Raw genomic sequence first — 14,033 nt, 5'->3', positions numbered from 1 at the left:
GCCGGGTCAGGAAATATCGGGCCGGAAAGCCTGGGCGCGAATCCGCTCGCGGGCATCGAATAATGAGGTGCAGCCGGATGGTTACGACATTTACCGTGGTGGACAGTCAAGGAAAGGACAGTCCAATGTTTCCCGTCGAGCTGCGCGGTACGCGAGCGCGGACGCTCATGTGGGCCCACGAGCACGAGGTCGACGCTGCTGCGCTGCAACAGCTTCGGAATATCGCGAATCTGGAATGGGTGCACGGGGTGCGGGTGATGCCGGATGTTCACCTGGGGAAGGGCGCGACGGTCGGGTCGGTCATCGCCATGCGGGATGCGGTGTCGCCGGCGGCTGTCGGTGTCGATATCGGGTGTGGAATGGAAGCCGTGCGGACGTCCCTGCGGGCCTCGGATCTACCGGATAGCCTGCGGTCGTTGCGGTCTCGGATCGAGGCGGCGGTGCCGGTCGGATTCGGGGCGCACGACGAGCCGGTGAATGTGAATCGGCTCAATGCCGAGATTTCGGGGCAGCGCGCTGCGGGCACCACCATGCGCGCTGGATGGGAGCGGTTCTGGAAGGCATTCGAAATGCTGGATCCGGCCGTTCATGCGCGGGAATCCAAAGCGCACAAGCAGATCGGCACGCTTGGATCAGGGAATCACTTTGTCGAACTCTGCCTCGATACCGAGCAGCGCGTGTGGATTCTGCTGCATTCCGGGAGCCGGAATATCGGTAAGGAGATCGCGGAGCGGCATATGTCGGTGGCGCGGGGGTTGCCGCACAACAAGAATTTGGTGGATCGGGATTTGGCGGTATTCCTTTCCCGAACCTCGGAGATGGACGCCTATCGGCGAGATCTGAGCTGGGCGCAGGAGTATGCGGCGCGGAACCGGGCCGTCATGCTGGCGCTGGTGTGCAAGGCCGTGCGCGAGGAATTCGACGGGCACACCGTGGGGTTCGACGAGACCATCTCGTGCCACCACAACTACGTGTCCGAGGAGGTCATCGACGGGGCTCCGATGCTGGTGACCCGCAAGGGCGCGGTGCGGGCGGGCAAGGGTGATCTCGCGCTGATTCCGGGATCGATGGGGACCCGGTCGTATGTGGTGCGCGGGAAGGGGAATCCGGATTCTTTCCAGTCCGCATCACACGGGGCGGGACGCCGGATGAGCCGGAACGCGGCCAAGCGGCAGTTCACGGTGGCCGACCTCGTCGCACAGACCGAGGGGGTCGAGTCGCGCAAGGACGCCGGAGTGGTCGATGAGATTCCGGCGGCCTACAAGGACATCGATCAGGTCATCGCGGCGCAGGGGAACCTGGTGGATGTGGTGGCGACGCTGCGGCAGGTGCTCTGCGTCAAGGGGTGAACCGGCCGAGGCCGGAGCGAAAATGTCGCGCCCGCAGTGGAATCCACTGCGGGCGCGGTGTCATCGGCGGCGCAGCGTCGTCGCCACACCCGCGCCGATCAACAGAATGCCGACTATGAGCGGGAATCCGGTCGAGAGCCATTCGAACAGGGCCACGTGCATCTCGTCGGAGATCCCGGGTAGATCGCCGATCAGGCGGAAGGTGTCGTGCGGGAAGATCATGTGGATCAGGCCGGGCAGCACGCCCCAGACCAGGCCCGCCACCAGGGTGCCCACCGCCGAGTAGCCCGCCATGGCCGCCACCAGCAGGAACAGGGCCGCGCCGACCAGGATCTGCAGGGTGGCGCCGAGCCGGTCGCCGAAGTCGCCGAGGATCACCCATTCCCGGGTGGAGGCGGCGCCACGGGCCGCGAACGCTATGCCGATCGGCGTCACCACCAGGCCCACTATCGTCCCGGTCACAGTGCGCGAGACGGTGCCGGTGGTCCGGAACTGCGCACCGGGCGGAGTCCAGCCGGCGGGGGATGGGAACTTCTCGGGCATCACGCCTCCTGCACCAGGGGGCACCACACAGCCCCCCGAACCCCTATTGTCCTTCGCCGGAGGGGATTACGCCTGATCTTGACTCCACCGCAACGAAGGTGCGCTCGCGGCTTCATCTACTTTCGGACAGTTCAGACAATCCACTCCAGAATCGAGCCGATAGCGGCGCGCCGGGGTGCGAAGGTGAGCGGCAAGGGTCGAGTGTCGGTGCGGTAGGGCAGCATGGAACGCGTGACCTCGACCGATCCGGATACCGCGCCCACCACCGAACCGACCCGTGACCTGCCGGGAGAGCAGTCCGGAGCGGGTGATCTGCGCGAGACCGCCGAGGCACTGCTGCGCGAACTGGCCGGTCCCCAGGCCCGGCTGCGCGAGGATCAGTGGACAGCCATCGAGGCGCTCGTCGTGCAGCGGCGGCGCGCGCTGGTGGTGCAGCGCACCGGCTGGGGTAAATCGGCCGTCTACTTCATCTCGGCGAAACTGCTGCGGGCTGCCGGGCGCGGCCCGACCGTCATCGTGTCCCCGCTGCTGGCGCTGATGCGCAACCAGGTGGCCGCCGCCGAGCGCGCGGGAGTCGTCGCGGCGACCATCAATTCCGGCAATGTCACCGAGTGGGACGAGATCCACGCCAGCGTCGCCTCCGGCGATATCGACGTGCTGCTGGTGAGCCCCGAGCGGCTCAACAATCCGGACTTCCGCGATTCGGTGCTGCCCAAGCTGGCCGCCGACGCGGGCCTGGTAGTGATCGACGAGGCGCACTGCGTCTCGGACTGGGGTCACGACTTCCGGCCCGACTACCGCCGAATCCGCACCCTCATCGCCGATCTCGGCTCGGACGTCCCGGTGCTGGCCACCACCGCCACCGCCAACGACCGCGTGGTCACCGACGTGGCGACCCAGATCGGCACCGACACCCTGGTGCTGCGCGGCACCCTCGATCGCGAATCACTGCACCTGTCCGTGGTCCGGATCGCGGATTCGGTCGAACGCACCGCTTGGCTCAGCAAGCGCCTACACGAACTGCCCGGTTCCGGCATCGTCTATTCGCTCACCGTCGCCGCCGCGCAGGACCTGGCCGACGTGCTGAACTCACACGGCCACACCGTCGCCGCGTACACCGGCCAGACCGACCCGGACGAACGCGAGGCCCTGGAAGCCGCGCTGCTGAACAACGAGGTGAAGGCGCTCATAGCCACCTCGGCCCTGGGTATGGGATTCGACAAACCCGATCTCGGGTTCGTCGTGCACGTCGGTGCGCCCTCCTCCCCCATCTCGTACTACCAGCAGGTCGGCCGTGCCGGACGCGGCACCGAACGCGCCGAGGTGGTGCTGCTGCCCGGGCCGGAGGACCGCCAGATCTGGAGCTACTTCGCATCGGTGGCCTTCCCGCGCGAGCACATCGTGCGTTCGGTGCTCGAGGCGCTCGGCTCGGACCGCCCGCTCTCCACCGCCGCGCTGGAACCGCTGGTGGAACTCAATCGCTCGCGCCTGGAAATGGTGCTCAAGGTGCTGGATGTGGACGGCGCGGTGCAGCGGGTGCGCGGCGGCTGGATCGGCACCGGGCAGCCGTGGGTCTACGACACCGAACGCTACGAACGGCTCTCGATCGCCCGGGAGTCCGAGCAGCAGGCGATGATCGAGTATCAGTCCACCGCCGAATGCCGGATGAACTTCCTGCGCCGCCAGCTCGACGATCCGGGCCTCACCGCCGACGCTCCGGGGTGCGGCCGCTGCGACAACTGCACCGGCACCCGCGCCGACACCGCCGTGGACACCGAGGATCTCAGCGCCATCCGGGCCCGCCTGGACCGCCCGGGCATCGACCTCGCACCCCGGAAGCAGTGGCCGACCGGTATGTCGAAGCTGGGAATCTCGCTGTCCGGCAAGATCTCCGGTGGCGCCGAGACCGGCCGGGTGCTGGGCCGGCTCAGCAATCTCGGCTGGGGTCAGCGCCTGCGCGCGATTCTCGACGGACCCGACGCGCAGGTTCCCGATGAGGTGTTCAAGGCGTGCACGACCGTACTGCGCGAATGGAATTGGGCCCAGCGCCCCACCGCCGTCATGGCGCTGGAGTCTCCCCGGTATCCCCTGCTGACCACCTCGCTGGCCGCCCGCCTCGCCGAGGTGGGCAGGCTGGAGAATCTCGGCATCCTGCACCTGCGGCCCGACACTCCCCCGGTCTCCGCGGCCAACTCCGCCCACCGGGTGGCGGCTCTCCACAATGCCTGGGAGACACCGGATCTCACCGATGTGCAGGGGCCGATCCTGCTGGTGGACGCACTCTCGGACTCCGGCTGGACTTTCACCATGGCCGCTCACCTGCTCCGCGCGGCCGGAGCCGACGCGGTCCTGCCGTTCGCCCTGGCCACGCCGTCCTGAGTGCCGCCCGCGGCGCGGAACCGAGCCAGCGGATGCTCCTGCGGCCGAGCCGAGCCACCGGGCGAGACGGGCTTCGGCGGCTGGCTGTCCGCACGCGATCCCGGCACCGTGGCCTACCCGGATTCACCCGTCGGGGAACCGTGAGCCTCGAGCCGGCCGGCGCCCCGACGGCCTAGGCGTCCTTGGCCAGGCCGCGGTCCTTCAGGCCTTCGAGCGAGTCGACGTACTTGATCATCAGGCGCGCGAATTCCAGGCGGTCCTGGTCGGGCCACTCCGCGGTGATGTAGTCGTACGCGTCGCGCTGGTGTTTGCGGTAGCGCGCCATGAGGTCGACCCCCTCGGGGCTCAGCTGCAGAACGGTGCGGCGGCCGTCCTCCTGCGAGGCCGCCCGGATCAGATATCCGGCCTTGATGTTGTCGCTGACCATGCGGCTGGCGACCGAGGGGTCCACGCCCAGGAACTCCGCCAGCATGCCGACCGTCACCTCCGAGTTCCGGCTGTGCTCCAGCACCAGATTGAGCACCAGCGTTCGGTTGAGATCCTTTGCGGAGATGGGGTTTTCGACCTCCAACAGTGCCGTCCGCCGCAGCTTGCTGAAGGCCGGTCCCACGGCATTCAGCAGGTCATCGGCGGTGCGTGAGTCTTTTGCAGTCATATGCGCATCGTATATGCATGTCCACTCGAATACATGTGTTGACACTCAATCGTGTGCATGAGAACATGTAATTGCACAACGGCACACATACTTTCTCGAACGGAGAACCCCATGACCACTCTCGTCACCGGCGCTCGCGGCAAGATCAGCCGAGCTCTCGTCGCCCGCCTGCACACCGCCGGCCTGCCCGTCCGCGTCGCCGGCGCCGACCCGGCCGCCCTCACCGCCCCGGACGGTGTCGACACCGCCGAACTGCGACTCACCGATCCCGAGACCTTCGACGCCGCACTGAAGGGCATCCGCCAGGTGTTCCTCTACGCCGAACCCGCCGGAATCGACGCCTTCATCACCGCGGCCCGCGCCGCCGGCGTCGAGCACATCGTGCTGATGTCCTCCTCCGCGGTGCTGGCGCCCGACGCTGCCGACGACCCGATCGGCGCCCACCACCTCACCGTCGAGAACGCCCTCGCCGCATCGGATATCACCACCACCGTCCTGCGACCCGGCGCCTTCGCGAGCAATTCCCTCGGCTGGGCCTACTTCATCGGGAACGATCTGCCCATCCAGCTCGCCTACCCCGACGCGGGCATCACCCCCATCCACACCGACGACATCGCCGATATCGCGTTCGCCGCGTTCGAGGGTCACGCCGTGCGCGGCGGCACCTTCAGCCTGTCCGGCCCGCACGCCCTGACCTTCCGCGAGCAGCTCGCCATCGTCTCCGAGGTGCTCGGCCGCGATATCCCGCTGGTGCACATCAGCCACGCCGAAGCCCTCGACCAGATGACCGCGCACATGCCGCCCGCCATGGCCGGCACCCTGCTCGACTTCTGGGCCTCGGCCACCGAACATCCCGAGACCGTCGCCGACACCACCGACACCCTGCTGGGCACCCCCGCCCGCGACTTCGCGCAGTGGGTTCGCGACAACGCCTCGGCCTTCTCCCGCTCCTGACCCCGCACGCCCATGAGCCCGCAGCCGCACCTGCGCCCTCGCACACATCAGCTTTCGGCCCGGCCCCGCCGGGCCCCTCCCGACTAGGTCTCTCATGTCCGCAGTACTGACCCCCGCCACGCCCGTCTCCGCTCGCCTGCGCTGGGCCATCCTCGCCGTCATCCTCTTCGCCGAGATCATCGATCTGCTCGACTCCACCATCACCACCATCGCCGCACCCACCATCGCCGCCGATCTCGGCGGCGGCGCCTCGCTCATCCAATGGCTCGGCGCCGCTTACGCATTGGCGATGGGCGTGCTTCTCGTCGTCGGCGGGCGGCTCGGCGACAAGTTCGGCCGCCGCCGCCTGTTCCTGATCGGCATCATCGGCTTCACGCTCGCCTCGGTCGCCTGCGGTCTGGCCGGTGAGCCCGCCTCGATCATCGTGTTTCGCATACTGCAGGGCGCTTTCGGCGCCCTGCTCATCCCGCAGGGCTTCGGCATCCTCGGGGCCGTCTTCCCCCGCGAGGAGCTCGGCAAGGCGTTCGGCGCCTTCGCCCCCATCCTCGGCCTCTCCGCCGTCTGCGGACCCATTCTCGCCGGATTCCTCATCGACGCAGACCTTTTCGGCCTCGGCTGGCGCTCGATGTTCCTGATCAATATCGTGCTCGGCGGCCTCGCCACGGTGCTCGCCGTGTGGCTGCTGCCCCGCGACGAGGGCGATCGCGCCGTCGTGGTCGACGGCCTCGGCTCCGGACTGCTCGCCGCCGCCATGCTCGGGGTGCTGTACGGCCTGATCGACGGCCCCGCCAACGGCTGGACCGCCCGGCCGATCCTCTCGCTGTTGATCGGCCTCGGCTTCTTCGCCCTGTTCTGCCTGCGCCAGCACCGTGCGGCCCACCCACTCATCGAACCGTCGCTGCTGCGCAATCGCGGCTTCACCGGCGGCCTGCTGCTCGGGCTCGGCTTCTTCGCCGCCACCGCGGGACTGCTGTTCGTGCTCTCGCTGTATCTGCAGGAAGTGTTGCACCGCAACCCGACTCAGGCCGCGCTCAACCTCGCGCCGCTGGCCGTCGGCATCATCGTCGCCTCCATCGCCTCGCATCAGCTACTCGATCGCCTGGGCCGCGTCCTGGTCGTCATCGGCCTGCTCCTGACCCTGTCCGGCGCACTGGCGCTGCTCACCGTCATCGCCGTCACCGACCCCACCCCGTGGACCCTGACCGCACCGATCTTCCTCACCGGCCTCGGCATGGGCGTGTGCTTCGGCAGCATCTATCGAGTCGCCCTCGGCGATATCGACCCCGTCGAAGCCGGCAGCGCGAGCGGTTCGCTCTCCGCCGTCCAGCAGCTGGCCAACAGCATCGGCGCCGCCGCCGTCACCACCGTCTACTTTCACACCAGCGGCGCCGTCCCCGCCCTCGCGGTCATCGCGGGCACCGTGATCGCCTGCTGCGCACTCGCGCTGCTGCTGCCCCGGCACGCACAGCCCGAATCCCACTGATTCCCACACCCTTGTTTTCCCACACCATCGTTCCCACACCCTTGGAAAGAGAGTGATCCCATGAAACCGATCGGCTACTGGCTCAACCGCACCGACGCCGCGCTCACCGGCTACATGAACACCATGCTCGCCGAGTTCGCGCTCACCCGCCTCGGCTGGCAGATCCTCAATGTCGTCCAGGACGGCACCGATGTCGCCGACACCGAGGTCTACTCGATTCTCGAGGCCAATGCCGATCGCGAGAGCCTCATCGCCGCCGTCGACACGCTCCTCGCCGCCGGATGGACGCGGCGTCCCCGGGCCGACCGGCTCGTTCTCACCGCGGAGGGCGCCGAACGGCTCGCCGCGGTCGCGGTCCGCGTCGACGCCTTCCGCGAATTGTCCACCGCCGGAATCACACTCGACGACTACCGCACGGCCGTCTCGGTCCTCGAGCGCATCACCCACAATCTCGAATCCCACTGAGTATCCCGGCGACCGGGCGCGGACCACCCTTCGGTCCGCGCCCGGTCGTTTGTCGCGTCGTCGGTACCCCGATCCCCCTGTCCGGTTACCCCGAGCTCGCACGGTGCGCACCGGACCCCGGCTCCAGACCGCGCAGTATCCGCGCGGCAACGCCGGGCAAACCGCCGCGTTCAGGCCGAATGCGCGTAATCTCGATTCGTCCGTGCAGCCCGCGACCTTTGGGAGTCGTCATGGCGTCCGAATCACCGAAGCTTCCACCACTCCCCCTGCTGCGCGCGCTGGGCATGTTCCGCGACGCGCTGGCCGCGCTCCATCGGCGGCTGGTTCCCGGGCATATCGCACTGCTCGAAATGCAGATGACCGGATTCCTCGCGCAAGCCATTCCCGCTGCCGCGCAACTGGGTATCGCCGACGCGCTGGCGGAGGGACCCCGGCAGCCCGAGGACCTGGCCCGCGCCATCGGCGCCGACGAGGACGCGCTGCGGCGGCTCATGCGGCTGCTCGTCAGCTTCGACATCTTCCGGGAGCGCCGGGACGGCTCGTACGAACTGAACTCGATCTCCCAGGCGCTGCGCAGCGAGGCCCCGGTCACGCTGCGAGATCTGTTCCTGTTCTTCGGATCCGGTTATCACCGCACGCACTGGACGCATCTCGCCGATGCCGTGCGCACCGGGCAACCGGTCGGTCCGGCCGTGGACGGCGCGAGTTTCTTCGAGTACACCGCCGAGCACCGCGACATCGGCGACCTCTTCGACAATGCCATGACCAGCATCAGCACGCTCTCGGTGGATCCACTGCTGGCAGCCTACGATTTCGGGCGATTCGGCACCCTGGTGGACCTGGGCGGCGGACAGGGCAGTCTGCTCGTCGACATTCTGCGCCGCACCGAGGCCGCGCGCGGCATCGTCTTCGACCTGCCCGAGGTGGTGAAGGAACTCTCGGCGCACTTCGAGCAGGTCGGGCTCGGCGATCGGCTGAGTGTGGAGGCCGGATCGTTCTTCGAGGCGGTCCCCGGGGGCGGCGACGCCTACATCCTCAAACACATCGTGCACGACTGGTCGGACGCGGAGGCCGAGCGCATCCTTCGCACGGTGCGCGCGGCCATGAAACCCGATGCGACGCTGCTCGTCATCGAGATCGTGATCCCGAAACACGGCCGCCCGCACCCCGGTAAGTTCATCGACCTCGAAATGCTGATCAACACCACCGGTCGCGAACGCAGCGAGACCGACTTCGGAAACCTTCTCGCTCGAGCCGGATTCGCGCTCACCCGCGTCGTCTCGACGGCCGCACCGGACTGTGTGCTGGAGGCTCGGCCGATTCGGTGAGCCCCGCACGCCCGAGCCGGACTCGGTCGGTACGTGTGGCTCGCGGTGACCAGCCCCCTGCGCCGGTCACCGCGAGAATCAGGCGGTCAGAATCACGCCCGCGGCGATCACGCGGAGCGCCGTTCCCGGGGCACCACGACCTCCGCCGCGCGATCGGTCCAGCCATCGGCCATGCGCGCCAACAGGAACCAGGCCGCGTGCACCTCCTCGTCGGACACCTTCCGTGCCGTCCGAAGCAGGTGGATCGCGTACACGTGCGCGGCGGCCATATCGTCCACGATCGCTCCGAGTGAATCGGCGCGCGCTACACCCCTCGGCAGCGCCCGGCCGGTCACCCACTCGTCGATGAAGCTCACGCGTTGCACCCGTAGCTCGTCGATGCCACCGGCGTCACCGGGCAGTTCCCGGCGCACCAGGTGCAGTTCGGCGAGCTCCCGGGCCCAGCGGGTCACCGGATGGTCGTCGGGCTCATCCCCGATGTGACCGCAGAACGCGGCCAACAGTTCATGCCAGTCGGGCAGCGGGGGGCGAAACTCGAAGGCCCGGTGACGATTCCCGAAGGAGCCGTCGCGGCCGCTCGCCCGCCACATACCTGTGCTGTCAGGTTGCGGTACATGCATACCTACCTCCACGGCGGTGCGGGCGCACCCGGCGCCGCGGGCGGTAGCTGGGACCGCGAGCCCGGCGCGGCAAGGGCGGACCGCGCCGGATCCTGGCAACCGCTTATCGGCGAAGGGCACATCTCGATTCGGCGCCGGGTGCAATTCCAGGATGCGCCGGGAACGGCGTCCGCCCACTGCCCTTTCCACGGCTTTACGCCGCCCTTCACCCCGCCACGCCGGTCGACACACGACTAAAAAAGCGGCCGACCAGTATTTATGACCGCAATTACCCTGTGGGAGAGCAGAATACGACCGACCTCGCCCCGCGATCGACACCCGATCGGAATGTCCAGGAGGATGACACTCGGACCCGGCGATGACGCGCGCGCGGGTGCGACCCCGACGAGGGAACCCGCCGTGCGCTCAGACCTTGACCAGATCGTCCGCGTGCACGACCGGGCGCTGCATGCTGTCGGGGAGTTCGCTCGTGGAGCGCCCGCGCATGGATTCGAGTTCGTCGCTGTCGTAGGAGACCACGCCGCGACCGACGATCCGGCCGTCGGGATCGATCAGATCGATCACGTCACCGCCGTGGAAACGACCGGCCACCTCCGTGATTCCCGCGGCCAGCAGCGAACGACGGCTGCCCGCAACGGCATCGACGGCGCCGGCGTCCAAATGCACGGCGCCGTGCGAATCGGCGGCGTGGCGGACCCAGAACTTGCGGGCGGACAGTCGAACCGGGCGCGCGGCGAAGGCGGTGCCGGTGGTCGCGCCGGCCAGGGCCGCGGCGGCGTCGGAGGCCGCGGCCAGCAGCACGGGCACGCCGGCATCGGCGGCCAGGCGCGCGGCGGAGAGTTTGGAGGCCATCCCGCCGGTGCCGAGCGCACCACCGCTACCGGCGATGACGCCGTCCAGATCGGCGCTGCTGCGCACCTCGGGGATGAACGTGGCGGCGCCCTTGCGGGGATCACCGTCGTAGAGTCCGTCCACGTCCGACAGCAGCACCAGCGCGTCCGCGCCCACCAGGTGCGCGACCAGCGCGGCCAGCCGGTCGTTGTCGCCGAAACGGATCTCTTCCGTTGCGACGGTGTCGTTTTCGTTCACCACGGCGATGGCGTGCAGCGACCGCAGTCGATCCAGAGTGCGCTGGGCGTTGCGATGATGCTCACGCCGGCCGAAGTCACCGGCGCTCAACAGCACCTGACCCACGACGCGGCCGTACCGCGCGAACGAGGTGCCCCAGGCGTGCGCGAGCGCCAGTTGACCGACGCTGGCCGCGGCCTGCTTGGTCGCGAGATCCTTGGGGCGCTTGGACAATCCGAGCGGCGCCATCCCCGCGCCGATCGCGCCCGAGGAGACCACCACCACATCGGAACCGGCCCGCATGCGGGCCTCCACCGCGTCGGCGAGCTGATCCAGCCGATCGGTGTCCAGGCCGCCCGCCATGCTCGTCAGCGCGGAGGATCCGATCTTGACGACGACACTGCGTGCGGTCGCGACGGCGTGCCGGGCCCCGCTCAGCCCGGACTCCGCCCGCGTGATACTCGAACTCACCTGCACCACACCTCAATTCGCCCGCGGTAAGGCTACCGCCGCACCGGACCGTCTAGTCGTTCTCGTCCAGCAGACCACGGCGCGCACGCGAGGCGTGCTTGCGCTCCGAGGCGCCGATGCGCTCGTTCTGCTCGAGTCGCGGATCCACGCCACGACGGGTCAGCAGCGTCTCCACACCGGCGGAGACCTGCGGCTCCCAGTCGAACATGTAATCACCGATGGTCACCGAGCAGCCCGGCTGGGCGCCCAGCTTGACCAGCGCGTCCTCGACACCCAGGCGAGCCAGACGATCCGCCAGGTAGCCGACGGCCTCGTCGTTGTCGAACTGGGTCTGCGCCACCCAGCGCTCCGGGCGCTCACCGATGACCAGGAAGCCGCCGGGCACCTCGGGATCGGGCTTGACCTTGAATCCGCTCTCGCCCTTGGCAACCGGGCGAATGACGGTGCGGGTCGGCTCGACGACGGGGGCCTTGGCACGATACTCCGAGACCAACTCGGCCAGCGCGAAAGTCAACGGCCGCAAGCCTTCCCGGCTCACGGCCGAGATGGTGAAGACCGGCCAGCCGCGCTTGGCGAACTCCGGGGTCACCATATCGGCGAGTTCCTGGGCGTCCGGGATATCGGCCTTGTTGAGGATGACCACGCGCGGACGATCCGCCAGATCACCCAGGCTGGCGTCATCCTTCAATTCCGACTTGTACGAAGCCAATTCGGCCTCGAGCGCGTCGACATCGGAGATCGGGTCGCGACCCGGATCCAGTGTGGCGCAGTCCACCACGTGGGCGAGCACCGCGCAGCGCTCGAGATGGCGCAGGAAGTCCAGGCCCAGACCACGGCCCTCGCTCGCACCGGGGATCAGGCCCGGCACGTCGGCCATGGTGAAGGTGGTGTCACCGGACTGGACCACGCCGAGGTTCGGCACCAGCGTGGTGAACGGGTAATCGGCGATCTTCGGCTTGGCCGCCGACAGCACCGACACCAGCGAGGACTTACCGGCCGACGGGAAGCCGACCAGGCCCACATCCGCGACCGACTTCAGTTCCAGGACCAGGTCCCGTTCCTGCCCGGCCTCACCGAGCAGCGCGAAACCGGGAGCCTTGCGCGCCTTGGAGACCAGCGCGGCATTGCCCAGACCGCCGCGACCACCCAGGGCGGCGGTGTAGCGGGTGCCGACACCGACCATGTCGGCCAGCAGCTCACCGTCGCTGCCCAGGATCATGGTGCCGTCCGGCACCTTCAGCAGCAGACCCTCACCCTGTTTGCCGTTGCGGTTGTTGCCCTCACCGGGCTTGCCGTTGCCGCCCTTGGCGTGCGGATGGAAATGGAAGTCCAGCAGCGTGTGCACATTGGGGTCGACCTCGAGGATCACATCCCCGCCGTTGCCGCCGTTGCCGCCATCGGGACCGCCGAGCGGCATGAACTTCTCGCGGCGCACCGAGGAGCAGCCGTGCCCACCCTTGCCCGCGCTGACATGCACTACGACACGGTCGATGAATTTGGACATATCGGTGATCATCCTCCTTCAGGACTGGTCGTCTACGCATTGGTCAGGAGAACAACGCGGGTATTCGAACGCTGTGTGGAACGAGCGCCGTGTTGAAACAAAACGAAACGGGCCAGGGTGTGTTGCACCCTGACCCGCTTCGAAGAGTGTGGAGAAAAGCTCCGGGCGGCTCAGGCCGAGACCGGCTCCGGAACCACGATGTTGATGGTCTTGCGGCCACGCTTGGTGCCGAACTCGACCGAGCCCGCCGCGAGGGCGAACAGGGTGTCGTCGCCGCCACGGCCGACGTTCACGCCGGGGTGGAAGTGCGTGCCACGCTGGCGAACCAGGATCTCGCCGGACTTGACGACCTGACCGCCGAAGCGCTTCACGCCGAGCCGCTGGGCATTCGAGTCGCGACCGTTGCGCGAGCTGGATGCACCCTTCTTATGTGCCATTTCAAACTCCTCGTGCAGTGTCTTGAGTATGAGCGGGGCGGTGAGCCCAGCGCTCGTACCCGGGGCGCTGGCCCCTGGTCGGACTACTTAGTTGATGCCGGTGACCTTCAGGACCGTCAGCTTCTGACGGTGGCCCTGACGCTTGTGGTAGCCGGTCTTGTTCTTGAACTTGTGGATGCGGATCTTCGGGCCCTTGGTCTGCTCGACCACTTCAGCGGACACCGAGACCTTGGCCAGCTTGGCCGCGTCGGTGGTCAGCTCGGCGCCATCAACAAGCAGCACCGGCGACAGCGACACGGCGGTACCCGGCTCACCCTCGAGCTTCTCGACCTTCACCAGGTCACCGACCGCGACCTTGTACTGCTTTCCGCCGGTCTTGACGATTGCGTACGTTGCCATCGGTCGGCTGCCCTTCTCTCATGTCTTCATTAGTGCTTCGCACTAGGCTCACACGGCTAATCACCGGTTCTCACCGGAAACCGCCGTACGACTGGTCTGGTATACACCGCCGCCTCGGGGCATATGGCTCCTGTAGAAGAACCAGGCCCACGCTCTCACAGCACTACATTCACAGCAGAGTGCTGACGCCGGGGGCAGCGACTGTCAAAGACTACAGGACACGCCCAACCCCAGCAAAACCGGGGGTTAACGCCATCTCCGGGTACCGAAAACCGCCTCGGCCTCGCCGTACTGCGGCGAGGCCGAGGCGGTTCAGGTGTGGGAGATCAGTTGCCGCCCTCCGGGGCGCCTGCGGGGCGACCAGCGGTGCGGCGGCGC

At 68.0% G+C, this 14,033-nt stretch carries 13 protein-coding genes; 6 read left to right on the top strand and 7 right to left on the bottom strand.

Translation table 11 applies throughout. The features are described from left to right. Positions 1–125 precede the first annotated feature (125 nt). Positions 126–1,349, top strand: coding sequence for an RtcB family protein (locus NJ1_RS12135; protein WP_067692088.1), 1,224 nt, complete (start codon positions 126–128; stop codon positions 1,347–1,349). 60 nt (positions 1,350–1,409) lie between these two features. Here NJ1_RS12135 and NJ1_RS12130 read toward each other — a convergent pair whose 3' ends face one another. Next, complete coding sequence (locus NJ1_RS12130; RefSeq protein WP_067692084.1) at positions 1,410–1,892, bottom strand: hypothetical protein; 483 nt, start codon at positions 1,890–1,892, stop codon at positions 1,410–1,412. Between the two features lie 222 nt (positions 1,893–2,114). Here NJ1_RS12130 and NJ1_RS12125 point away from each other — a divergent pair, with 222 nt between their 5' ends. After that, a complete protein-coding gene (locus NJ1_RS12125) occupies positions 2,115–4,271 on the top strand; it encodes a RecQ family ATP-dependent DNA helicase (RefSeq protein ID WP_084478049.1) in 2,157 nt (718 codons plus the stop codon). A 172-nt stretch (positions 4,272–4,443) separates the two neighbouring features. Here the strand turns inward: NJ1_RS12125 and NJ1_RS12120 are convergent, their stop codons facing one another. After that, positions 4,444–4,926 (bottom strand): MarR family winged helix-turn-helix transcriptional regulator, encoded by a 483-nt coding sequence (locus NJ1_RS12120; protein WP_067692080.1) that lies wholly within the window; start codon positions 4,924–4,926, stop codon positions 4,444–4,446. Positions 4,927–5,037: 111 nt separating this feature from the next. On the opposite strand from NJ1_RS12120, the gene NJ1_RS12115 reads away from it, so the two are divergent. The 4 genes from NJ1_RS12115 (at position 5,038) to NJ1_RS12100 (ending at position 9,156) form a co-directional block, all read left to right on the top strand. Beyond that, the gene (locus NJ1_RS12115; protein ID WP_067692076.1) at positions 5,038–5,880 is read left to right on the top strand and encodes an NAD(P)H-binding protein; all 843 of its coding nucleotides are present in this window, start codon (positions 5,038–5,040) and stop codon (positions 5,878–5,880) included. A gap of 94 nt (positions 5,881–5,974) precedes the next feature. Continuing rightward, positions 5,975–7,363, top strand: a complete 1,389-nt coding sequence (locus tag NJ1_RS12110; RefSeq protein WP_067692073.1) for a DHA2 family efflux MFS transporter permease subunit — start codon at positions 5,975–5,977, stop codon at positions 7,361–7,363. A 60-nt stretch (positions 7,364–7,423) separates the two neighbouring features. Further along, positions 7,424–7,828, top strand: a complete 405-nt coding sequence (locus NJ1_RS12105; protein ID WP_067692070.1) for a winged helix DNA-binding protein — start codon at positions 7,424–7,426, stop codon at positions 7,826–7,828. A gap of 230 nt (positions 7,829–8,058) precedes the next feature. Then, entirely contained in the window at positions 8,059–9,156 is a 1,098-nt protein-coding gene (locus NJ1_RS12100) for a methyltransferase (protein WP_067692067.1), read from the top strand. 107 nt (positions 9,157–9,263) lie between these two features. Here NJ1_RS12100 and NJ1_RS12095 read toward each other — a convergent pair whose 3' ends face one another. The 5 genes from NJ1_RS12095 to rplU all read right to left on the bottom strand — a co-directional run bounded on the left by NJ1_RS12095 (position 9,264) and on the right by rplU (position 13,655). Next, complete coding sequence (locus NJ1_RS12095; protein ID WP_245717346.1) at positions 9,264–9,776, bottom strand: DUF4254 domain-containing protein; 513 nt, start codon at positions 9,774–9,776, stop codon at positions 9,264–9,266. A 405-nt stretch (positions 9,777–10,181) separates the two neighbouring features. Then, entirely contained in the window at positions 10,182–11,282 is a 1,101-nt protein-coding gene (proB, locus tag NJ1_RS12090) for a glutamate 5-kinase (protein WP_067692822.1), read from the bottom strand. An 85-nt stretch (positions 11,283–11,367) separates the two neighbouring features. Beyond that, positions 11,368–12,819: a GTPase ObgE gene (obgE, locus tag NJ1_RS12085; protein WP_067692820.1), complete on the bottom strand. Its 1,452-nt coding sequence runs from the start codon at positions 12,817–12,819 to the stop codon at positions 11,368–11,370. A gap of 170 nt (positions 12,820–12,989) precedes the next feature. Further along, positions 12,990–13,256, bottom strand: coding sequence for a 50S ribosomal protein L27 (rpmA, locus tag NJ1_RS12080; RefSeq protein ID WP_067692064.1), 267 nt, complete (start codon positions 13,254–13,256; stop codon positions 12,990–12,992). Positions 13,257–13,343: 87 nt separating this feature from the next. Next, the gene (rplU, locus tag NJ1_RS12075; protein WP_067692061.1) at positions 13,344–13,655 is read right to left on the bottom strand and encodes a 50S ribosomal protein L21; all 312 of its coding nucleotides are present in this window, start codon (positions 13,653–13,655) and stop codon (positions 13,344–13,346) included. Between the last annotated feature and the right edge of the window lie 378 nt (positions 13,656–14,033).

This window comes from Nocardia jejuensis NBRC 103114 (genome assembly GCF_001613145.1).
In the GTDB taxonomy this organism is placed as follows: domain Bacteria; phylum Actinomycetota; class Actinomycetes; order Mycobacteriales; family Mycobacteriaceae; genus Nocardia; species Nocardia jejuensis.
The sequence above is the reverse complement of the archived record's forward strand: the minus strand, read 5'-3'. Positions and strand labels throughout refer to the sequence as shown.